The 20,481-nt window shown below is 72.8% G+C and carries 15 protein-coding genes; 4 read left to right on the plus strand and 11 right to left on the minus strand.

Annotated features, from left to right (window positions below):
• The first annotated feature begins 8 nt into the window (after window positions 1–8).
• Together ACYVIH_RS11030 and ACYVIH_RS11035 are read left to right on the plus strand one after the other, a co-directional pair.
• A complete protein-coding gene (locus ACYVIH_RS11030; RefSeq protein ID WP_460869234.1) occupies window positions 9–1,139 on the plus strand; it encodes a sulfotransferase family protein in 1,131 nt (376 codons plus the stop codon).
• Window positions 1,140–1,341: 202 nt separating this feature from the next.
• A complete protein-coding gene (locus ACYVIH_RS11035) occupies window positions 1,342–2,310 on the plus strand; it encodes a LysM peptidoglycan-binding domain-containing protein (protein ID WP_460869236.1) in 969 nt (322 codons plus the stop codon).
• 71 nt (window positions 2,311–2,381) lie between these two features.
• Here ACYVIH_RS11035 and ACYVIH_RS11040 read toward each other — a convergent pair whose 3' ends face one another.
• From ACYVIH_RS11040 to ACYVIH_RS11070, 7 genes are all read right to left on the minus strand, one after another.
• Window positions 2,382–3,743 carry a cytochrome P450 gene (locus ACYVIH_RS11040; protein ID WP_460869239.1) on the minus strand — a complete coding sequence of 454 codons (1,362 nt, stop codon included), beginning with the start codon at window positions 3,741–3,743 and terminating at the stop codon, window positions 2,382–2,384.
• 193 nt (window positions 3,744–3,936) lie between these two features.
• The gene (locus tag ACYVIH_RS11045; protein ID WP_460869241.1) at window positions 3,937–5,220 is read right to left on the minus strand and encodes an MFS transporter; all 1,284 of its coding nucleotides are present in this window, start codon (window positions 5,218–5,220) and stop codon (window positions 3,937–3,939) included.
• A gap of 70 nt (window positions 5,221–5,290) precedes the next feature.
• Window positions 5,291–8,284, minus strand: coding sequence for a helix-turn-helix transcriptional regulator (locus ACYVIH_RS11050; RefSeq protein WP_460869243.1), 2,994 nt, complete (start codon window positions 8,282–8,284; stop codon window positions 5,291–5,293).
• An 11-nt stretch (window positions 8,285–8,295) separates the two neighbouring features.
• Window positions 8,296–8,535, minus strand: coding sequence for a hypothetical protein (locus tag ACYVIH_RS11055; RefSeq protein ID WP_460869245.1), 240 nt, complete (start codon window positions 8,533–8,535; stop codon window positions 8,296–8,298).
• Between the two features lie 265 nt (window positions 8,536–8,800).
• A complete protein-coding gene (gene hutI, locus ACYVIH_RS11060; protein WP_460869247.1) occupies window positions 8,801–9,970 on the minus strand; it encodes an imidazolonepropionase in 1,170 nt (389 codons plus the stop codon).
• A complete protein-coding gene (locus ACYVIH_RS11065) occupies window positions 9,967–11,301 on the minus strand; it encodes a formimidoylglutamate deiminase (RefSeq protein ID WP_460869249.1) in 1,335 nt (444 codons plus the stop codon). Before ACYVIH_RS11065 ends, hutI begins: the two co-directional genes overlap by 4 nt.
• Window positions 11,298–12,518: an allantoate amidohydrolase gene (locus ACYVIH_RS11070; RefSeq protein WP_460869251.1), complete on the minus strand. Its 1,221-nt coding sequence runs from the start codon at window positions 12,516–12,518 to the stop codon at window positions 11,298–11,300. The genes ACYVIH_RS11065 and ACYVIH_RS11070 overlap by 4 nt, the downstream gene beginning before the upstream one ends.
• Window positions 12,519–12,528: 10 nt before the next feature.
• Between ACYVIH_RS11070 and ACYVIH_RS11075 the strand changes: the two genes are divergently transcribed.
• Together ACYVIH_RS11075 and ACYVIH_RS11080 are read left to right on the plus strand one after the other, a co-directional pair.
• Entirely contained in the window at window positions 12,529–13,134 is a 606-nt protein-coding gene (locus ACYVIH_RS11075) for a nitroreductase family protein (RefSeq protein WP_460869253.1), read from the plus strand.
• A gap of 63 nt (window positions 13,135–13,197) precedes the next feature.
• Window positions 13,198–13,854: a DnaJ family domain-containing protein gene (locus ACYVIH_RS11080; RefSeq protein ID WP_460869256.1), complete on the plus strand. Its 657-nt coding sequence runs from the start codon at window positions 13,198–13,200 to the stop codon at window positions 13,852–13,854.
• A 4-nt stretch (window positions 13,855–13,858) separates the two neighbouring features.
• On the opposite strand, the gene hutU is transcribed toward ACYVIH_RS11080, so the two are convergent.
• From hutU to ACYVIH_RS11100, 4 genes are all read right to left on the minus strand, one after another.
• Window positions 13,859–15,592, minus strand: a complete 1,734-nt coding sequence (hutU, locus tag ACYVIH_RS11085) for a urocanate hydratase (protein WP_460869338.1) — start codon at window positions 15,590–15,592, stop codon at window positions 13,859–13,861.
• 158 nt (window positions 15,593–15,750) lie between these two features.
• Window positions 15,751–17,289, minus strand: a complete 1,539-nt coding sequence (gene hutH, locus ACYVIH_RS11090) for a histidine ammonia-lyase (protein WP_460869258.1) — start codon at window positions 17,287–17,289, stop codon at window positions 15,751–15,753.
• A gap of 80 nt (window positions 17,290–17,369) precedes the next feature.
• Window positions 17,370–18,083, minus strand: a complete 714-nt coding sequence (locus tag ACYVIH_RS11095) for a hypothetical protein (RefSeq protein WP_460869260.1) — start codon at window positions 18,081–18,083, stop codon at window positions 17,370–17,372.
• Window positions 18,080–20,296: a hypothetical protein gene (locus tag ACYVIH_RS11100; protein ID WP_460869262.1), complete on the minus strand. Its 2,217-nt coding sequence runs from the start codon at window positions 20,294–20,296 to the stop codon at window positions 18,080–18,082. Before ACYVIH_RS11100 ends, ACYVIH_RS11095 begins: the two co-directional genes overlap by 4 nt.
• Between the last annotated feature and the right edge of the window lie 185 nt (window positions 20,297–20,481).

The raw sequence follows: 20,481 nt of genomic DNA on the forward strand, positions 1-20,481 counted from the left end.
GAGCAGCCATGCGTGAGAGAGACAGCGTCGGGACGTTCGAGGACCTCCACGAGGCGGCGTCGCGGGCGACCGGGCTCGACGACTTCGGCGGCGACGAGTACCACGAGGGCCTGCGGATCCTGCTCGACGACTACGCCACCGAGGCCGGGCTGACCGGCGCCGGCAACTACATGCAGCGCTCGTTCGTCCGCGGCGCGCTGATCGCCCGGCTGCTCAGCCAGGCCGGGTTCAAGCAGCACCCGGAGTACGCCGAGGTGCCGATCGAACGGCCGGTCTTCGTGACCGGGCTGCCACGCACGGGCACCACCGCCTTGCACCGGCTGCTCACCGCCGACCCCCGGCACCAGGGTGTCGAGCTGTGGCTCACCGAGTTCCCCCAGCCGCGGCCACCCCGCGAGACCTGGGAGGCCGACCCGGTGTTCACCGGGATCCAGGCGGCGTACGCCGAGCACCACGTCGAGAACCCCGAGTTCATGGGGATCCACTACATGGACGCCACCTCCGTGGAGGAGTGCTGGCGGCTGCTGCGCCAGTCGGGCAAGTCGATCGGCTACGAGTCGCTGGCCTACATCCCCAACTACTCGGCGTGGCTGTCCAAGCAGGACTGGACCGACGCCTACGAACGGCACAAGGCCAACCTCCAGCTGATCGGCCTCAACGACCAGGACAAGCGGTGGGTGCTGAAGAACCCCTCCCACCTCGTCGGGCTCGACGCGATCATGGCCGTCTACCCCGACGCGCTCGTCGTGCAGACCCACCGCGACCCGCGGGTGGCGATCGCGTCGGCGTGCTCGCTGAGCGCCGAGGCGACCAAGGGCTGGTCGACGGTGTTCGAGGGTGGGGTGATCGGGCGGACCCAGCTCGACATGCTCGCCGGGGCGTCCGCCAGGTTCGCCGAGGAGCGGTCGAAGTACGACCCGGCGCAGTTCCTCGACGTGCAGTACGACGACTTCGTCGCCGACCCGCCCGGGACCGTCCGCCGGATCTACGATGCGTTCGACCTGCCGTGGACCGACGACGTCGCCGACCGGGTGAACGCGATCGACGCCGAGTCGCGCCAGGGCCCCAAGCGACCGTCGCACCGGTACTCGCTGGCCGACTACGGGCTCACCGAGGAGGACGTGCTCGCCCGCTTCTGACCCCCACCGCGAAGTAACGCGGGGTTATGGACGCTGGACACGCCGCACACCGCGTGCGAACCGTCCACACCGCGTGGGAAGTCGACGTGGAATCCCTCAAGAGCGGTCCCTGGCCTGCCGAAAGTAAAGGCGACAGCTGCGCGTCCCACGGTGGGGAAGCCGGACGGGCTCGCGGACCGATCTACCTCTTGGGGAAACACCGGTGTCCTCGCACGTCCCGGTGTCGCTGCTGCGACGCCTGCTCATCACTGCACTGTCCGGCCTGCTCGCGGTATCCGTCGCCGCGCCGGCGGACGCCCTCAAGGCCGTCGAGCCGTACGGCAGCTACCAGCCGCAGGTCTCCTGCGACCCGGTGGCCAAGCCGGGCGTCCTCGCCTTCCGCGGCCTGATCAACCGCCAGTTCGGCGGCGGCGACCTCGGCATCACCCGCTCCTGCTCGGTCGGTGGCACCTCCGAGCACAAGGAAGGCCGCGCCTGGGACTACGCCCTGAACTGGCACAACCCCCGCGACCGGGCCAAGGCCAAGCGCGTCATCGAGTGGCTCACCGAGCCCGTGGCCCGCGACCCCGCCCGCCGCGCCAAGCGCCTCGGCGTGATGTACATGATCTGGAACCGGCGGATCTGGTCGTCGGGCGGCTGGCGGCCCTACACCGGCACCTCGCCGCACCGCGACCACATCCACTTCTCGTTCACCTGGAACGGCGCCATGCGGCGCACCTCCTGGTACACCGGCCGGGTGATGGCCCACGACTACGGCCCGTGCCAGAAGTGGGTGGGCGAGTACGCCCCGCGTTGGCGGTCGCCGCGACTGGCACCGTGCCCGGAGCCGATCCGGCGTCCGAGGGCGAACAAGAACGGCATCTACCGCGCCCAGTCCGGCGAGACGCTGCGCCGCGTGGCCCGGTTCTTCCACATCTCGGTCCGCCAGGTGCGGGTCTGGAACGGCTTCCCGCGTCGCGGGCCGGTCGAGCTGTACGTCGGTCAGCGGATCCGGGTGAAGAAGCCGACCGTGATCCCGCCGGTGGACCAGCCGGCCGAGCCGACCCCGGAGACGCCGGTCCCGGCTCCGGAGCCGCCGACCCCGGGTGACTGGCCCGACGAGTGGAACGGGGAGTGGCCCGACGGCTGGCCGGACCCGAACGACCTGCCCGACGGCTGGCAGAACGGCTGATCGTCCGGACCCCGGTCGAGGGCGACACCAGGCTCGCCCTGGTCGCGCCGGCCGGCGTCCGTACAGGCAGCTCAGCGCGGGCGGACGAAGATGCGCGCCCCATAGCGCGGGACGCTCGTGATGTTGCGGACCTTGGGCTTGTCGCGGGAACCCGCGGGCACGTGCACGTCGTACCTGGTCAGCACCTCGCGCAGCACCGCGACGCCCTCCATCAGCGAGAAGCCCGCCCCGATGCAGCGGCGCACCCCGCCGCCGAACGGGATCCAGGTGTTCGGCTCGACATGGCCCTCGGTGAACCGCTCGGGCCGGAACACCTCGGGGTCGGGGAAGTTCTCCGACCGGGAGTGGGCAAGGATGATCGACGGCCCGATGTTCGTGCCGCGCGGCAGCTCCCAGCCGCCGATGGTCGCCGGAGCCATCAGGTGGCGCACCACCATCGGGATCACCGGGTGCAGCCGCATGGCCTCCTTCATCACGGCCTCGAGGTAGTCGTCGTCGCCCTCGTCGGCGGCCCGTCGGGCCTTGGCCAGCTGGCCCTCGTCGCGGCCCAGCTCGTACAGCGACCAGGACAGCGCCGTCGCGGTGGTCTCGTGGCCGGCGAGCAGCAGCGTCACCAGCTGGTCACGCAGCTCGGCGTCGGAGAGCTTATCGTCGCCGTCGCCGACACGCAGCAGCTGGGAGAGCACGTCGGTGCGGTCGGCCAGGTCCCCGGCAGCACGGCGTTCGGCGATCTCGGCGTACATCACCTTGTCGAGCTCGCGCTGGTTGTCGACCGTGGCCTTCCACGGCCCGAACTTCTGCAGGAACGGGTAGCCCCAGCCGAGCAGGATGATCGGGTGGATGTCGACGGTCTTGTTGACCAGCGGCCGCAGCTGGGCCAGACGGGCCTCGTCGGTGACCCCGAAGACCACCTGGAGGATCACCTCGAGGGTGAGGGCGTTCATCCGCTCCAGCGCGCGGAACGGCCGGCCCGGCGTCCAGCGCGCGACCTCGTCCTTGGCGATCGTGGTGACCAGCGACTGGTACCCTCGCAGCGCGGCGCCGTTGAACGCCGGCATCAGGAGCTTGCGAGCGCGTCGGTGCTCGGTGGAGTCCTGCAGCAGCAGCGAGTGCTCGCCCATGATCGGGCCGAGGATCGCGTTGCCCTTGCCGGCGTGGAACACCTCCGGGTCGCCGGCGAAGATCTCCTTGGCGTGCTCGGGGCGGGTGAACAGCACCAGCGGTGACCCGCCCGGGACCAGGCGGATGGTGAACACGTCGCCGTAGCGGCGGTGCATCGCCGGGATGAACTGGTGGCGGAACCGCATCAGGAGCATGCTCTGCACGAGCGCCGGCCACTGCGGCCCCGGCGGCAGCTGGCTGGCCGGGATCTTGCGCGCGAACCCGGCGTTGTACGGCTTCATCTTGGTGAAGCGATCGTCGGTGACCGTCATGACCACTCCCGGTGCTAGAACAGGTTTCGCATACTACGGGTATGTCCCGCTGGGCAAAACCCCCTGCGCCCGGCGGCGCCTGTCCCTGCCGGATTCTCACGTTAACGTGAGAATCCGCCACTCGGCACGGGCCGCAACCCGTGCAGAGCGGCAGTTCGTCGTGCCCAGTTCGTCGTGCAGTACGGCGGTCAGCTCAGCCCTGCTCGGCGCGCAGCTGCCGCTCCCGGCTGGCGTGCTCGTCGGTGCGCTCGTCGTACGCCCAGAAGTCGCGCAGCCACACCGCGACACCGACCACCCCGACGACGCACAGCACGCCCCCGCTGGTGATCGAGCCGCGCACCGACCACGCGTCGGCGACGAGACCGGCGCGGGCCTGGCCGCCGAGGGGACCGATGGAGTAGGACAGCATCTCGATGCCGGCGAGGCGACCGCGCATGTGGTCGGGGATGGTCTGGTTCCACACCGTGGAGCGGAAGATCCCGCTGATCATGTCCGCGGCACCGGCGAGGACCAGGAAGACCAGCAGCAGCCAGATGCTCGGCATCAGCCCGGCCACGGCGACCGCGGCTCCCCAGACTGCGGCGGCGACCACCACCGCCCGGCCGTGGTGGTGCACCCGCTTGGTCCACCCCGACGAGACCGTGGCGAGCAGGCTGCCGACCGTGCCGGCGCTGTAGAGCAGGCCCAGCATGCCCGGCCGCTCGAACACGTCGGAGGCCAGCGCCGGGAACAGCACCGTCGGCATCGCCATCAGCATCGCCACGATGTCCACGACGTAGGTGCCGAGCAGGTCACGCCGGCGCAGCGCGTAGGTCAGTCCCTCGTGGATGCCGCGCAGCGAGGGCGGGTTGCTCCGGTCGGTGACCGGGTAGGGCCGCAGCGCCGCGAACAGCGCGGTCGCGATCACCAGCGCCACCACGTCGACCGTGAAGCACCAGGCCACCCCGACCGTCGCCAGCAGCACACCACCGACGGCGGGGCCGGCGAGCAGCCCGACCTGCACCCCGAGCGAGGACAGCGCGCTGGCGGCCATGATCTGGTCGTGCTTGACCGTCCGCGGCTCCAGCGCCTCCTTCGAGGGTCGCTGCATCGACTGGGCAGCCGCGAGCATCGCGCCGAGCACGTAGATCGGCCACACCTTCGGGTCCGGGAGCACGGCGTTGACCGCCAGCAGCGCGGTCAGCACGGCCTGCGCCGAGCCCATGGCGACGAGCATCCGGCGCCGGTCGACGTGGTCGGCGAGCGCTCCGCCGTACAGACCGAACACCACCAGCGGCACCAGCTCGACGATGCCGAGCGCGCCGACAGCAAGGTTGGAGCCGGTGAGCTGGTACAGCTGGTAGGGCAGGGCGACGTAGGAGATCATCCCGCCGAGGTAGAACACCGCCCCGGCCCAGAACAGCAGCCGGAAGTCGCGCGAGTCGCGCAGCGGGGTGGTGTCGACGCGCAGCGCGCCGAGGCGTTCTCTCCAGGTCACCGGCGCATGCTGCCAGCGGCGCACCACTGCCGCCACGGGATTTCGGCAGGAGTGACCGACGCCACCGGCCTCAGATGAGCAAACCGCGGCTGCGGGCGAGCGCGGCGGCTTCGGTGCGGCTGGCGGCGCCGAGCTTGGCCAGGATGTTCGACACGTGCACGCTGACGGTCTTGTCGCTGATGAACAGCTGCCGCGCGATCTCGCCGTTGCTGCGCCCCTGAGCGACCAGGTCGAGGATCTCCCGCTCCCGCGGGGTCAGCTGTCCCGGGTCCGCGTCGACGCGCCGGGATGCTGCCGGCGCCGACCCCGCCGCCCGGAGCTCCGCGAGCAGCGGCGCTGCGCCGAGCCGGTGCGCGGCCTCACGGGCGGCGTCGGCATGCTCGCGGGCCTCCGCCGCGTCGCCCACCGAGCGGAGTACGGCGGCCAGCCGAGCGCGCGAGCGGGCCACCTCGAAGACGTGCCCGAACTCGCCGAACCAGCGCACCGCCTCACGCCACGGCGCGATCAGCTCCGACTCGGCCGGCACCTCGACCCCGGCGAGCCAGCGCAGACGCAGGTGCTCGGCCTCGGCCCGCGCCCGCCAGGCCTGACCCTCCGGGCCGATCCGGCGACCCCGGCCCTCGGCCCGGCTCATCGCGTCCCGAGCGGCCTCGAGGAGCACGTCACCACGACGAAGAAGCTCCCCACGCTCGGCCGCCGGCCTAGCCGGCGCCTGCCTTGCGAGGTGCCCCAGGACGAGCGCGCCGAGCCGCACCTGCGCCAGGAACGACTTGACCTGCCACAGGCCGGTGATGATCTCGACGACGTCGTCGTGAACGCGCAGCACGGCGTCGAGGTCGCCGGCCTCGCCGTGCAGGTCGATCGCGGCGGCGGCCCCGAGGATCGCGATGAACCCGTCGCGGTCCCACCAGCCCCGGTGGGGCGCCAACCGGGAGAGCGCGTCGATCTGGCCTCGACCCGCCGCGACCGCGAGCGCCACCATCCCGAGCGCCGCCTCCGCCATCGGCGGCGGGGACTCACCGGTCAGCTCGGCGATCCGCGTCGCGTCGTCCCACCGTCCGCCGACGTAGGCGGTGATCGCAGCCATCAGCCGGGCGTCGAAGCCATAGGGCGCCCACGGCCGGCCGACCTCGCCTGCCCGGCGGGACGCGGTCTCGTAGGCCTCCGCGGCCGCGTCGAGCTCGCCGTGCTCGTAGTGGAGCGCGCCGAGCAGGTGCAGGCCGCGGAACTCGGCGGTGACGTCACCGTCGGCGCGGGCCAGGGCGACGATGCTCTCGAAGGTCCGTCGCGACGACTCCGGGTCCTGGTCGCGCTCCTCGAGTCGGGCCAGGGTGGTGGTGGCGTCGAGGGCGACTCGCGGCAGGTCGAGCTCCTCGGCCAGCTGGAGCGCCTCGCCGGCCCACCGGACCGCCTCGTCGACGCGCTGACGCAGCGCGTTGGCCTGGGCGTGCACCCCGGCCAGGCGGGCGCGCAGCTGCGTCGCCTCCGGACCCACCAGCCCCAGCGCCTCGGTGGTCAGCTCCAGCGCGTCGATGTCGCTGTCGGCCATCAAGGCGGCGTGCGCGAGGGTCAGCATCAGTCGGGCACGGTCGACGTCCGGCGCGTCGACGCGGAGCTGCGCGAGGTGGTCGGCGACCAGCTCGATCGCCCGGTGGGCGTCGCCGGCGGCGAGCCAGGCGTCGCTTGCCCGGCTGGTCAGCGAGACCATGTCGACCTCGGCCGGCCGCTCGTCGGCGTGGGCCGGCTTGCCGAGCAGCTCGAGGGCCACCTCGTAGTGCCGGGCGGCGTCGTCGGGCCCACCGACGGCCATCGCGTCGTCGCCGGCCTCGATGCTGGCCCGGACCGCGGTGGCGACGTCGTGGGCAACCCGGGCGTGCCGCGCGAGCTCCGCAGCGGTGCCCTGCGCGACGTTGCGGCAGAGGGCGTCGACGAACGCGGCGTGCCGGCGCACCCGCTCACCGGGCAGCAGGTCGTCGTAGACCGCCTCGCCGAGCAGCGCGTGCCGGAACGCGTAGCCCGCGCCGCTGGGCACCAGCACGAAGCTGTCGACGGCGTTGCGCAGCGCCCGGTCGAGGGCAGCCGGGTCGAGCGGCACGACGGCGGCGAGCAGCTCGTGGGACACCTGTCGCCCGGCACAGGACGCGGCCCGGACCACCTCGCGGGCGTCCTCGTCGAGCTGGTCGACGCGCACGAGCAGCAGGCTGGCGAGGTCGTCGGGCAGGGTGCCGGCGGTGATCGCGTTGGCGACGACGAGCTCCTCGGCGAAGAACGCGTTGCCCTCCGCGCGGGTCACGATCGCCTGCATCTCGGCCTCGGAGAGCTGCCCGTGGTGAAGCGACGCGGCGAGCGCGCGGACGAAGCTGTCGCCGAGCGGGCCGAGCTGGAGACGGTGCACGCCGGGGATCCGGCTCCACTGGGCCACCGTGGCGCGGAGCGGGTGTCGCCGGTGCAGGTCGTCGCTGCGGTAGGACGCCACCACCGTGACCGGTCCGGCGAACCGGCGCTGGAACAGGAACCCAAGCAGGTCGCGGGTCGACTGGTCGGCCCAGTGCAGGTCCTCGAGGATCACCAGCAGCGGCGCCTGCGCAGCGAGCAGCTCCAGCACGGCGTGGACGGTCTCGAACAGCTCGGCCCGCTCGACGTCGTGGCCCTGACTGCCGGGGCCGAACATCAGCCGCTGGCCGGGCAGCAGCTGCCGGACCGCGGGGTGGGCCTCGCTCACCGTGGCGACCAGCTGCGGGTCGTCGTGCGCGAGGCGGCCGAGGATCTCGGTGAACGGGAGGTAGGGAAGGGCGCTGTCACCGAAGTCGAGGCAGTGCCCGGTCACCGTGCGCCACCCCACCTGCTCGGCGCGGGCGCGCAGCTCGGTCAGCACCCGGGTCTTGCCGACCCCCGCGTCGCCGGAGAGCAGCACCACGCCGGCCGTGGCCCCGGGGGCCAGGCCGGCGAGCCGCTCGAGGTCGGCCAGCTCGTGGACGCGCCCCATGAGCGGGGTGGAGAGCAGGTGGGCGGGCACGTCCTCCATCTTCGTGCCCACCACCGACAATTTCAGCCGGGTTTCCATCCGGATCAGGCTCAGGCGGCCCGGTCCCACCGCCGTCGGTCGGCCGCCGGAAGGGCCGGGGCCGACGCTGCCGGCGACGAGGTGGCAGGGTCGGCGGCCGCGCCGTCGCGGTCGGGCTCCGGGCCGCGACGCTGACGGGGCACCCGTACGTGCCGTTCGCGACGACGACGACGCTTGGGCCGCACGGCCATCATCCGTTCGCGTCGGTAGTCGATCTCTGCGGCGAACATCATCTCGTGTGCCGGGAACATCGTGGTTCTCCTCAGGTCGGTCTCATCGGGATGTGACGAGACTGCGCGTCTGAGGTAGCCGCGCACATCGGGAGAACTCCTTATCTCGCCGGCGTCGCGCGCCTTAGCGTCCTACGCGAGGGGGCACAGCTCTCCCCCGGAGCCGAGCGCCCAGGCGCCCCCGGATGCGTCGGTCTGCCCGCCCGTCCACGCGACGCGGGACCGGGAGCGCACATCGGGACCGCCGTACGACGCGCACGCCGCCGTGCGACGCAGCGCGAGAGGGTCAGCCCTGCGCGCCGGCCCGGAACACCTCACGCACGAGCGGCACCCCGGGCCGGTAGGCCAGGTGGACGTAGGACGGCGCGTCGAGGACGGCGAGGTCGGCCGACGCGCCGACCGACAGCCGGCCGACGTCGGAACGGCCCAGGGCGGCGGCGGCGCCCGCGGTCGCGGCGTGCAGCGCCTCGGCCGGGGTCATCCCCATCTCCCGGACCGCGAGCGCGACGCACAGCGGCATGGACGAGGTGTAGCTCGAGCCCGGGTTGCAGTCGGTGGCGACGGCGACGGTGACCCCGGCGTCGAGCAGCCGGCGGGCGTCGGGGTAGGGCGAGCGGGTCGAGAACTCCACCCCGGGCAGCAGCGTGGCGACCGTCCCCGACGACGCCAGCGCATCGATGTCGGCGGCGGAGAGGTAGGTGCAGTGGTCCACCGCGGTCAGGCCCAGCTCGCAGGCCAGCTGCACCCCGGGACCGGGCCCGAGCTGGTTGGCGTGCAGCCGCCCGCGCAGCCCCGCCGCCGCCCCGGCCGACAGCACCGCGCGCGCCTGGTCGACCGAGAACGCCCCGGTCTCGCAGAACACGTCGATCCACTTGGCGTGCGGCGCGCACGCCTCGAGCATCGGCCCGGTCACCAGGTCGACGTAGCCGTCGGGGTCCGACGCGTACTCCGGCGGCACGACGTGCGCGCCGAGGAAGGTGGTCTCCTCGGTCACCTGCGCGGCCAGCGCCAGCGCGCGGGCCTCGTCGCGGACGGTCAGCCCGTAGCCGCTCTTGACCTCGACGGTGGTCGTGCCCTGCCTCCGCATCTCGCCGACGTGGCGGGCCAGGTTCGCCGCGAGCTGTTCGTCGGTGGCGGCGCGGGTGGCGGCGACCGTCGTACGGATCCCGCCGGCGGAGTACGGCGTCCCGCTCATCCGGGCGGCGAACTCCTCGGACCGGTCTCCGGCGAAGACCAGGTGCGAGTGGGAGTCGACGAACCCCGGGATGACCGCGCGCCCGCCGACGTCGTACGCCGTGTCGGCGGCCGGCGCCCCGGCCGCGGGACCGACCCAGGCGACCCGGCCGCCGTCGACCACGACCGCCGCAGCGGAGAGGACCCCCAGCGCAGAGCCGTCGCCGAGCCCCGGGTCGTTGGTGACCAGCTGGCCGACCCCGGTGACGAGCAGGCTGCTCATGCTCCCTCCCAGAGCCCGGAGACGACCGACTCGAGCGTGTGCCCGATCTCGTGGCGGTCGTGGTTCTCGACGACGACCTGCCCGTCGCGGACCACCTGCACCACGTCGGCCGCGGTGGCGGCGAAGACCGCGGTCTCGGCGGTGGCACCGGTCCCGGCCGTGCGCGGCGAGTGCAGGTCGAGGGTGACCAGGTCGGCGTGCGCGCCGACCTCGATCCGGCCCACGTCGTGGAAGCCGAGCGAGCGGTGCCCGGCCGAGGTGGCGGCCCCGAGCAGCTCGGTCGCCGACCAGTGGCCCCGCTCCTGCCGAGCCAGCCGCTCGTCGAGCTCCACGGCGCGAAGCTCCTCGAACGGGTCGACCACGGCGTGGCTGTCGGAACCGATCGTCAGCGTGGCCCCCGACCGGTGCAGCGCCCGCGACGGACCGATGCCGTCGCCGAGGTCGCGTTCGGTGGTCGGGCAGAAGCAGGCGTAGCCGCCGAGCCGGCCGATCGCCTCGACGTCGGCGTCGGTCAGGTGGGTGGCGTGCACGACGGTGGTCCGGTCGCCGAGGACGCCGGCGTCCTCCAGCACCCGGGTGGGCGTCCGCCCGTAGGCGGCCCGGCAGGCGTCGTTCTCGGCGACCTGCTCGGACAGGTGCACGTGCAGGGGCACCCGGTCCACGCTCGCCCAGGCGGCGACGGTGCTCATCGCCTCGGGCGGCACGGCCCGCACCGAGTGGATCGCGGCCCCCACCACGACGTCGTCGCCGGCGGCGTACTCCAGCCGCTCCAGCCGTGCCGCCCACGCCTGCGCGGTGCCGTCGCTGAACCTGCGCTGGACGCCCTCGGGCGGCGTGCCGATCCCGGAGGCGAGGTAGCAGGTGTCGAGCAGGGCGATCCGGATCCCGGCGTCGCGGGCGGCCTCGATCACCGCGAGCCCCATCGCGTTGGCGTTGTCGTACGGCGTCCCGTCGGGCTGGTGGTGCAGGTAGTGGAACTCGCCCACGCTCGTGAACCCGGCGAGCAGCATCTCCCTGTACGTCGCCCGGGCCAGCTCGTAGTAGGAGTCCGGGTCGAGCCGGCCGGCGAGCGCGTACATCTGCTCGCGCCAGGTCCAGAAGCTCCCCCGACCACGCTGGGTCCGCCCCCGCAGCGCGCGGTGGAAGGCGTGACTGTGGCAGTTCGCCATCCCCGGCACGGTCAGCCCGCGCAGCCGGCGTGCCGACTCCGGGGGGTGCGCGACGCCGGTCTGCACGCTGGAGAACCGCTCGTCGGCGATCGTCACGACCACGCCGTCGACGACCTCGCCATCACCGAGCCAGGCGTGCTCGAGCCAGAAGGTCGCGATCATGCCGCCAGCCTCTGCAACGTGTCGGCCAGCGCCTCGACGCCGGCCAGGCAGTCGACCATCTCGGCGTGCTCCTCCGGCGAGTGCGAGATGCCGGTCGGGTTGCGCACGAACAGCATCGCCGTGGGGATGCCGGCGGTGGACAGGATGCCGGCGTCGTGGCCGGCCATCGTCGGGATGACCGGCCACCCCGACGGCTCGGCGATCCGGCGCGCCAGGGCGGCGTCGAAGACCACCTCCGGCGACACCGACTCGGGCGTCGCGGCGGCGGTCGTGCCGTCCCGGCCGGCGCGGTCCACCGCCATCCGCTCCACGGCGGCGACCAGCTTCGCCAGGTGCTCCTCGGAGTCGGCGCGGGCGTCCAGCCAGGCGGTCACTCGCGACGGCACCGCGTTGGTGCCGTTGGGGTGTACGTCGACCCGCCCGAACGTCGCGCGCTGACCGGAGAGCCGGGCCTGCTTGTTCGCCGCCAGAGCGGTCATCGCGTAGGTCAGCATCGGGTCGTGCCGGTCCTCCATCCGCGTCGTGCCGGCGTGGTTGGCCTGGCCGGTGAAGTCGAAGCGGTACCTGCCGTGCGGCCAGATCGAGCTCGCGACACCGACCGGGGCGTCCAGGTCGACCAGGTGGCGGCCCTGCTCGACATGGAGCTCGACGAAGCAGGCCACGCGCTCCCGCAGGTGCGCCCACGCCACCTCGGTGACGTCGGGGTCCACGTGGACGCCGGCGTCGGCCATCGCGTCGAGGAGGAACACCCCGTCGCGGTCGCGCAGCTCCTTGGCACGGTCGAGCGACAGCGCCCCCGCGGCCAGCCGGGAGCCCAGCGTGGCGACCCCGAACCGCGAGCCCTCCTCCTCCACGAACACCGAGATCCCGATCGGCCGGGACGGCGTGAAGCCGCGGTCGCGGAGCCGGTCGATCGCCGCGAGCGCGGACACGACGCCGAGCGGACCGTCGTACGCACCGCCGTCGAGGACGGAGTCGAGGTGCGACCCGGTCACCACGCCCGGGCCGGCCGCACCGGCGGGCCGCCACCAGGCGACCAGGTTGCCGACCTCGTCGCCCTCGACCGTCAGCCCGCGGGTGTGGCACTGCTCGACGAACCAGCTGGTCAGCTCGCGCTCGGGGGTGGTGAACGGCTGGCGGAAGTACCCGCCCGAGCGCGCCGAGCGGCCGAGCGGCGCCAGCTCGCGCCACATGGCGTCGAAGTCAGCGTGCGACATGATCTGCTCCATGGAGTTCCAAGAGGTGGTCCGCCGGCGTCGGATGGTGCGCAACTACTCGAACGCGCCGGTCGACACCACTGTGGTCGAACGCATCCTCGCCAACGCGCTGCACGCGCCGAGTGCGGGGTTCACTCAGGGCTGGGCGTTCCTGCTGCTGGACTCCCCGGCCGACGTGCAGCGGTTCTGGACCGCGTGCACACCGGCGGAGGCGAGCGGCGAACCCGACTCCTGGCTGCGCGGCATGCGCACCGCGCCGGTGGTGATCGTGCCGCTGTCGCACAAGGCGGCCTACGTCGGGCGCTACTCCGAGGCCGACAAGCAGCGCGACCGGGTCGAGGCGCGCTGGCCGGTGCCGTACTGGCACATGGACACCGCGATGGCGTCGCTGCTGATGCTGCTCACCGCGGTGGACGAAGGGCTGGGTGCCTGCTTCTTCGGCATCCCCGCCTCGCGGACCGACGCGTTCCGTGAGGCGTTCGGTGTGCCCGAGGACCACATGCCGATCGGCGCGATCACCCTCGGCCACCGCACCGACGACCTCGGCTCGCCTGGGTCCGCGGCCCGTCGCACCCGCAAGCCGGTCGAGGAGGTCGTGCACCGCGGCACCTGGTGACCCGTGCCCCGGCCACCGGCGGCTTTGTAGGCTGGAAGGGCCTGACATCCGGGGGTGATCCAGATGCGCGACCGTCGCCGAGACCGTGCCCGCAGCATGGAGCAGGAGATCGAGGAGGAGCGGCGCCTGCGCCGGGCCAAGGTCACCGCGCTGACCGGCCAGGTGCCCGAGGCTGACGAGGCCACCGCGGACTCCGCTGCCGAGGACGACGAGGACGAGGCGCCGGTCCACCGGATGGAGCAGCAGGCGCTCTGGGTTGACCTCCAGGTGCGCCGGGCGATGGAGCGCGGCGACTTCGATGACCTGCCCGGCGCGGGCAAGCCGATCAAGGGACTCGGCGGCACCCACGACCCCGACTGGTGGGTCAAGGGGCTCATCGAGCGCGAGCAGATCACCGGCGTGCTGCCGCCGGCGCTGGCGCTGCGCAAGGAGGACGTCGAGCTGGAGGGCGTGCTCGACCGGGAGACCACCGAGGAGGGCGTGCGCCGGGTCGTCGCCGACTTCAACCGCCGGATCGTCGAAGCCCGCCGGCAGCTGACCGGGGGCCCGCCGGTGATCACGCCGACCCGCGACGAGGATGCCGAGGTCGTGGCGTGGCGAGCTCGGCGGGCCGAGCGGCGCGAACGGCAGCGGCGTCAGCTGGAGAGCGCAGCCGGGCAGTCTGCCGTACCGAAGCCGCGGCCGCGGCCGGGCCAGCGCTGGTGGCGACGCAAGCACTGAGGCCTCAGCCTTCCCGCATCGGGATCCGTACGCCGCGCTCGGCGGCCACCTCCTCGGCCCGCTCGTAGCCGGCGTCCACGTGCCGGATCACGCCCATGCCCGGGTCGTTGGTGAGCACCCGCTCGATCTTCTGAGCCGCCAGGTCGGTGCCGTCGGCGACGCACACCTGGCCGGCGTGGATCGCCCGGCCCATGCCGACCCCGCCGCCGTGGTGGATCGACACCCAGCTGGCTCCCGACGCGGTGTTGACCAGGGCGTTGAGCAGCGGCCAGTCCGCGATCGCGTCGGAGCCGTCGGCCATCCCCTCGGTCTCCCGGTACGGCGAGGCCACCGACCCGGCGTCGAGGTGGTCACGGCCGATCACGATCGGCGCCTTGAGCTCTCCGCTGCGCACCATCTCGTTGAACTTCAGTCCGGCGAGGTGCCGCTCGCCGTACCCGAGCCAGCAGATCCGCGCCGGCAGGCCCTGGAAGGCGACCCGCTCGCCGGCCATCGTGATCCAGCGGCGCAGCCGCTCGTTGTCGGGGAACAGCTCGAGGATCGCCCGGTCGGTGGCCGCGATGTCGGCCGGGTCGCCGGACAGCGCCGCCCACCGGAACGGGCCCTTGCCCTCGCAGAACAGCGGCCTGATGTAGGCCGGCACGAAGCCGGGGAAGTCGAACGCGCGCGCGAAGCCGCCCTTGCGGGCCTCGTCGCGGATGGAGTTGCCGTAGTCGAACACCTCCGCGCCGGCGTCCAGGAACCCGACCATCGCCTCGACGTGGCGGGCCATCGACTCCCGCGCCCGCTCGGTGAGCCCGGCCGGGTCCTTCTCGCGCAGCTCCGCCCAGTCCTCGAACGCCACTCCGGAGGGCAGGTAGTACAGCGGGTCGTGCGCGGAGGTCTGGTCGGTGACGATGTCGATCGGCGCACCCTCCGCGAGCAGCGCGGGCACCATGTCCGCGGCGTTGCCGAGCACCCCGATCGACAGCGGCCTGCGCGCGTCGCGTGCCTCGACCGCAATCCGGAGCGCGTCGTCGAGGGAGTCGGCCTGGACGTCGAGGTACCGGTGCTCGATGCGCCGCTTGATCCGCGACTCGTCGCACTCGATGCAGATCGCGACGCCGTCGTTCATGGTCACCGCGAGCGGCTGTGCGCCGCCCATCCCGCCGAGCCCCGCGGTCAACGTGATCGTCCCGGCCAGCGACGCCTCCGCCCCGGTGGTTGAGGAGGGATCACCGGTGGTTGAGGAGGGCCGAGCCTGCGAGGCCCGTCTCGAAACCACCGCAGGATCGGCAGCCAGCTTGTCCGCCACCGCGGCGAACGTCTCGAAGGTGCCCTGGAGGATGCCCTGGGTGCCGATGTAGATCCACGACCCTGCGGTCATCTGCCCGTACATCGTCAGGCCCAGGTGCTCCAGGCGCCGGAACTCCTCCCAGTTCGCCCAGTCCCCGACCAGGTTGGAGTTGGCGATCAGCACCCGCGGCGCCCACTCGTGGGTGCGCATCACGCCGACCGGCTTGCCTGACTGGACGAGGAGCGTCTCGTCGTCGGCGAGCGTGGAGAGGGTGCGCACGATCGCGTCGTACGCCTCCCAGCTCCGCGCGGCCTTGCCGCTGCCGCCGTACACGACGAGGTCCTCCGGACGTTCCGCCACCTCGGGGTCGAGGTTGTTCATCAGCATCCGCATCGGGGCCTCGGTCTGCCAGCTGCGCGCGGTCAGCTCGGTCCCCCGCGGGGCCCGGATGGGACCGTGCATCTCCTCGGTGGTTGAGGAGCCGAGCTTGCGAGGCGTCTCCTCGGTGGTTGAGGAGCCGAGCTTGCGAGGCGTCTCCTCGGTGGTTGAGGAGCCGAGCTTGCGAGGCGTCTCCTCGGTGGTTGAGGAGCCGAGCTTGCGAGGCGTCTCGAAACCACTGTTCATGCGAGCTCTCCCATCGTGTCTTCCACAGCAGCGACGACCGCGCCACTGCGCACCAGCTCAACTGCGTGTTCGATCTCCGGCGCCAGGTGCCGGTCCGGGCCCGGGCCGGGGACGGTCTCCCGGAGCAGGCGCAGCACCGCAGCTGTCGCGGGGGCGGGCTCCAGCGGCGCCCGCAGGTCGAGCGCGCGGGCTGCGGTCAGCACCTCGACCGCGACCACGCGGGCGAGCCCGTCGACCGAGCGGCGCAGCTTGCGGGCCGCCGACCAGCCCATCGAGACGTGGTCCTCCTGCATCGCGCTCGACGGAATCGAGTCGACGCTGGCCGGGGCGGCCAGCCGCTTGAGCTCGGACACGATCGCGGCCTGGGTGTACTGCGCGATCATGTGGCCGGAGTCGACGCCCGGGTCGTCGGCGAGGAACGGCGGCAGCCCGTGGCTGCGCGCCTTGTCGAGGAACCGGTCAGTGCGCCGCTCGGAGATCGACGCGACGTCGGCGGCCGCGATCGCGAGGAAGTCGAGTACGTAGGCGACCGGGGCACCGTGGAAGTTGCCGTTGGACTCGACGCGCCCGTCGTCGAGGACGACCGGGTTGTCGATCGCGGAGTCGAGCTCCCGCTCGGCCACCCGGGCCGCGTGGTCGACGGTGTCGCGCGCCGCGCCGTGCACCTGCGGCGAGCAGCGCAGCGAGTAGGCGTCCTGGACCCGGTTGCAGTCCGGTCCGCGGTGGCTCGCGACGACACCGGAGTCGGCCAGGATCGCAGTGAGGTTGGCCGCCGAGGCCGCCTGCCCGGGGTGTGGCCGCAGGGCCTGAAGGTCGGCGGCGAAGACGCGGTCGGTGCCGAGCTGGGCCTCCACCGACATCGCGGCCGCCACGTCCGCCGTACGCAGCAGCAGCCGCAGGTCGTGGATCGCCAGCACCAGCATGCCGAGCATCCCGTCGGTGCCGTTGATCAGCGCCAGCCCCTCCTTCGCGGCCAGCTCGACGGGCGCCAGACCGGCCGCCCGCAGCGCGTCCGCCGCCGGGACCAGCGCGCCGGCGGCGTCGCGTACGTCGCCCTCCCCGGTCAGCGCCAGCGCGCAGTGCGCCAGCGGGGCGAGGTCGCCCGAGCAGCCCAGCGACCCGTACTCCCGCACCACGGGCGTGATCTGGTGCGTGAGCATCGCCGCCATCGTCTGCGCGGTCTCGACCCGCACGCCCGTGTGACCGGTCGCGAGAGTGGAGAGCCGCAGCAGCATCAGCGCCCGCGTGACCTCGCGCTCGACCTCGGGGCCGGATCCGGCGGCGTGCGAGCGGATCAGCGACCGCTGGAGCTGGGCTCGCCGCTCGGTGGGGATGTGCTTGGTCGCGAGTGCGCCGAAGCCGGTGGAGATCCCGTACGCCGGGGTGGGGGCCGCCGCCAGCTGCTCCACCGCCGCGCGGGCCTTGTCGATCGCGGCGACCGCCTCGTCGGTCAGCTGGACGGCGGCGCCGTGGCGGGCGACCGCCACGACGTCGGAGAACGAGACGGGGCCGACCCCGACGTGCACGACTGTCATGCAGCCATTCCACTGCCTGGCCCGTGCCACGGCCAGGACCCGCACGGGTCATCTGTCTCGGATCCGAGACAGCCTTCTCGTCAGTCGCAGCCGTGCGGGCCGGCGGGGCAGGAGGAGCCGACCGCCAGGTCGACCAGCGAGCCCCAGCGCATCGGGTCGGCGGTGAACTCACCGGTGCCGACCAGCACCACCACGACGCCCTCGGCCGACACCGCGGTCATCGTGCGAGGACCGTCGTCGGCGGCGACCGATGCGGTCCCGAGACGCGGGTCGGGCTGGGCGATCCAGCCGCAGCCGACGGCGGTGTCACCCAGTGCGGTCACCGCCGCGTCCGCGGTCTTGTCGTTCGGGTAGGTCGCGACGGTCTGCACGACCAGGCCGTCGACGGAGCCGCCGAAGGACATCGACCGCTGACCGAGCGCGCCCTCGGGCCGCAGGCACTCGTCGCCGTCTCCGGGGTGAGCCTGCCAGCTGCCGCCGAGCATCATCCCGACGGTCTCGGCGTCGAGCATCGCATCGGCCGGGACGTCCACCCTGGCAGGTGCCTCCTCCTCCGAGGGCTCGGGCTCGTCGAGGCCCGGTTCGGGCACCTCCGGCGCCTCGAGGCCAGGGTCTCCGGGCGGCAGCGACACCGGCGCCGAGGGCGACGGCGTGGCCGACGACTCGACCGAGGAGGCGCCCGTCGGTTCGCCCGAGGTCGCCACGGTCACGTCGTCACCGCACCCCGAGACGAGGGCCGCAGCGAGCGCGACGCCCACGGCCACCGCCACCTGAACCGATCGGCGGCGGCTCACCGGCCCTCCACCTCGACGTCGAGGACGCCCTTGTTGTCGGCGTAGTAGTCATCGGCCACGACGAACCACAGCGGGCCGTCGGTGCTCGTGGTCAGGTCGTAGACGTACTCGTGGCCTCTCACGTTGCACGCTCCTCGTCCCGAGGTCGGCTTCCACTCCACGATCTGCAGGTTCACCGCCAGGTCACCCAGCGGCGCGCGCCGGCCGTTGAAGTCACCGTCGTACCTCGTCGAACGCCAGTAGGGGTCCCTCTCGGTGACCGTGCACTCGGCGTCGGCGACGATCCAGTCCTCGTCGCTGTCGCGCATCAGGTACATACCCGAGACCGTCAGACGCAACCGGGTTCCGGCCGCGAACTCCTGCTCGGTGCGCACCGCCTTGTCGCTGCGCGAGTCCACCTCGAGCCACTCGTACTCGACCGCCTGGTCGGGCTGGGGCAGCGTCGGCGTGGGGGTGGGTGTCGGCCACGTGGGTGTGGGGCTGGGCTTGGGCGTCGGCGTCGGCGTCGGCCACGTGGGGGTCGGCGACGGCTTCGGCCAGGTCGGGGTCGGAGTGGGCTCCGGACGGCTCGGCGTCTCCGGCTCGGGCTCGGGGTCGAACCCGTCGTACGCCGCCACCTTCACGCTCAGCGCCCCCTTGTTGTCGGCATGGCCGTAGGGGTCGCTCACGCGGATGTTGAGCGGCGAGGTGCGCTCGGCCCGGTGCAGGTAGGTGTAGGTGTGCGAGGGGTCGCAGTCCTCACCGCCGCTGATCGGCATCGTCCGCACCCCCGACATGCGCGGGGAGAGGCTGTCGTAGCTCCAGTCGCCCGCGACCATGTCGAACGCGTCGTAGTCGCGGCGCCACCCGTCCCCGCCGGCCACCGTGCACTCCGCGTCGGCGGTCGCGCCGTTGCCGTCGGTCCAGGTCCCCGACACGGTGACCAGGTAGTCCCGCCCGGAGCGGAGCAGCCCGGGGCTGGTCGCGCCGGCCTTGCTGCGCGCCGGCACCGTCCAGGACATCGTGTCGCGGACGGTGCCCAGGTCCAGGATCCGCACGGACAGCTTGCCGCGGTTGTCCTTGTAGGACTTCGGGTCCCAGATCGCGAAGGGCACCCGCCCGGTCCGCTCGGCCTCGTACACCCAGCGGTAGGTGTGGCTGTCCACGTCGCAGCTCTGTCCGTCGTCGGCCTGCGCATAGAGGTCGTGCCCGTCGACGTACAGATCGAGGTGGTCGGCGTACCACTCCTCGTGCCGCAGCGAACGCTCGCGCTGCCACCACGAGGCGCCCTGCCGGGTGCTGCACTCGGCATCGGCGATCGCGCCCTTGCTCCTCGCGTAGCGGTAGGTGCCCTCGACCTCGATCAGGTAGCGACGGTCCTCGCGCAGCGCCTTGCGGGTGCGCGTGCCGGCGCGCGCTCTGGCCGAGACGCTGAGCTTCTCGACGACGAGCGGCTTGGACTGGGCGAGGCGGCGCGGTGCACGCGGCTCGGGGATCGCCCGGGTGCTGCGGTAGCGCTCGTCCGGGCGCGGGTCCGGCCAGTCGTAGCGGTCGGTGGGCCGGGTCGGCCGCGTCGGGCGGTCCGGCGACGGCTTGGTGGGACGCACCGGACCCGTCGGTGCGGCACCGGAGCCACGCGGGAAGTTGCGGGGGTTCCAGAACGACGACTTCTTCCGGGCGCCCGCCCAGCTGAGCGAGAAGTGCACGTGGTCGGTGTGCGGGCTGGAGCCGGTGTAGCGACGCCACCCGGAGCCAGCTGCGTACGAGCCCCAGATCCGCCGGTTCCAGATCATGTACTGGATGCCGAGACGGCGAGCCATCGCGAACCGGTTGCCGTACTTGTCGGTGGCCAGCAGCCACGTCATCAGCGAGTTCACCGACGCGCGGTCGCGGGCGCTGTAGGCGGAGACGCCCCAGTCGAAGGCGCGCCCCTCCTTGTGCTCGGACTTGCCACCCGAGCCGCAGGCCCGGGAGATGCCCAGGCTGCGGGAGTTCGGATAGGTGCGCAGCAGCATGCTCGCGAACGCGCTGGTCCCCGGCTTGGCCGCGGGCGAGCAGCTCGACTGACCGACGTAGTTGGCCAGCGGCTCGATCGCCGCGGTGTACTTCGCGGCCGCGCGCGGCACCTTGGCCGAGGCAGGGACCGCCGCGAGACCGACCAGGGCTGTGGCGACCAGCGCCCAGGCAAGGCCGGCCGAGACGGCATGGATCAGATGACGGCGAACGTCGAACACGCGGATTGCTCCCAAGGTGCGAGCACCGCGCCCCGAGGCTGCGGTGCAGTGCGGCCAGCACCTCCCTGCCGACCGCTCTTTACCTAACGTCGGTCGCAACCGCGGACAGTCTTAGGCATTTTGTAAAAAGCCTGAGGGCGGGACTTTAGTCAGGAGTCGGACAAACCGGGGCATTCCCGAGCGTT

Source organism: Nocardioides pakistanensis, from assembly GCF_054781215.1.

Excerpts from the sequence above, each read along its gene's own strand:
- ACYVIH_RS11030 (WP_460869234.1), top strand. The coding sequence starts at position 9 with ATGCGTGAGAGAGACAGCGTCGGGACGTTCGAGGACCTCCACGAGGCG.
- ACYVIH_RS11040 (WP_460869239.1), bottom strand. The coding sequence starts at position 3,743 with ATGACGGTCACCGACGATCGCTTCACCAAGATGAAGCCGTACAACGCC.
- ACYVIH_RS11050 (WP_460869243.1), bottom strand. The coding sequence starts at position 8,284 with ATGGAAACCCGGCTGAAATTGTCGGTGGTGGGCACGAAGATGGAGGAC.
- ACYVIH_RS11055 (WP_460869245.1), bottom strand. The coding sequence starts at position 8,535 with ATGTTCCCGGCACACGAGATGATGTTCGCCGCAGAGATCGACTACCGA.
- hutI (WP_460869247.1), bottom strand. The coding sequence starts at position 9,970 with ATGAGCAGCCTGCTCGTCACCGGGGTCGGCCAGCTGGTCACCAACGAC.
- ACYVIH_RS11065 (WP_460869249.1), bottom strand. The coding sequence starts at position 11,301 with ATGATCGCGACCTTCTGGCTCGAGCACGCCTGGCTCGGTGATGGCGAG.
- ACYVIH_RS11070 (WP_460869251.1), bottom strand. The coding sequence starts at position 12,518 with ATGTCGCACGCTGACTTCGACGCCATGTGGCGCGAGCTGGCGCCGCTC.
- ACYVIH_RS11075 (WP_460869253.1), top strand. The coding sequence starts at position 12,529 with ATGGAGTTCCAAGAGGTGGTCCGCCGGCGTCGGATGGTGCGCAACTAC.
- ACYVIH_RS11080 (WP_460869256.1), top strand. The coding sequence starts at position 13,198 with ATGCGCGACCGTCGCCGAGACCGTGCCCGCAGCATGGAGCAGGAGATC.
- hutU (WP_460869338.1), bottom strand. The coding sequence starts at position 15,592 with ATGCACGGTCCCATCCGGGCCCCGCGGGGGACCGAGCTGACCGCGCGC.
- hutH (WP_460869258.1), bottom strand. The coding sequence starts at position 17,289 with ATGACAGTCGTGCACGTCGGGGTCGGCCCCGTCTCGTTCTCCGACGTC.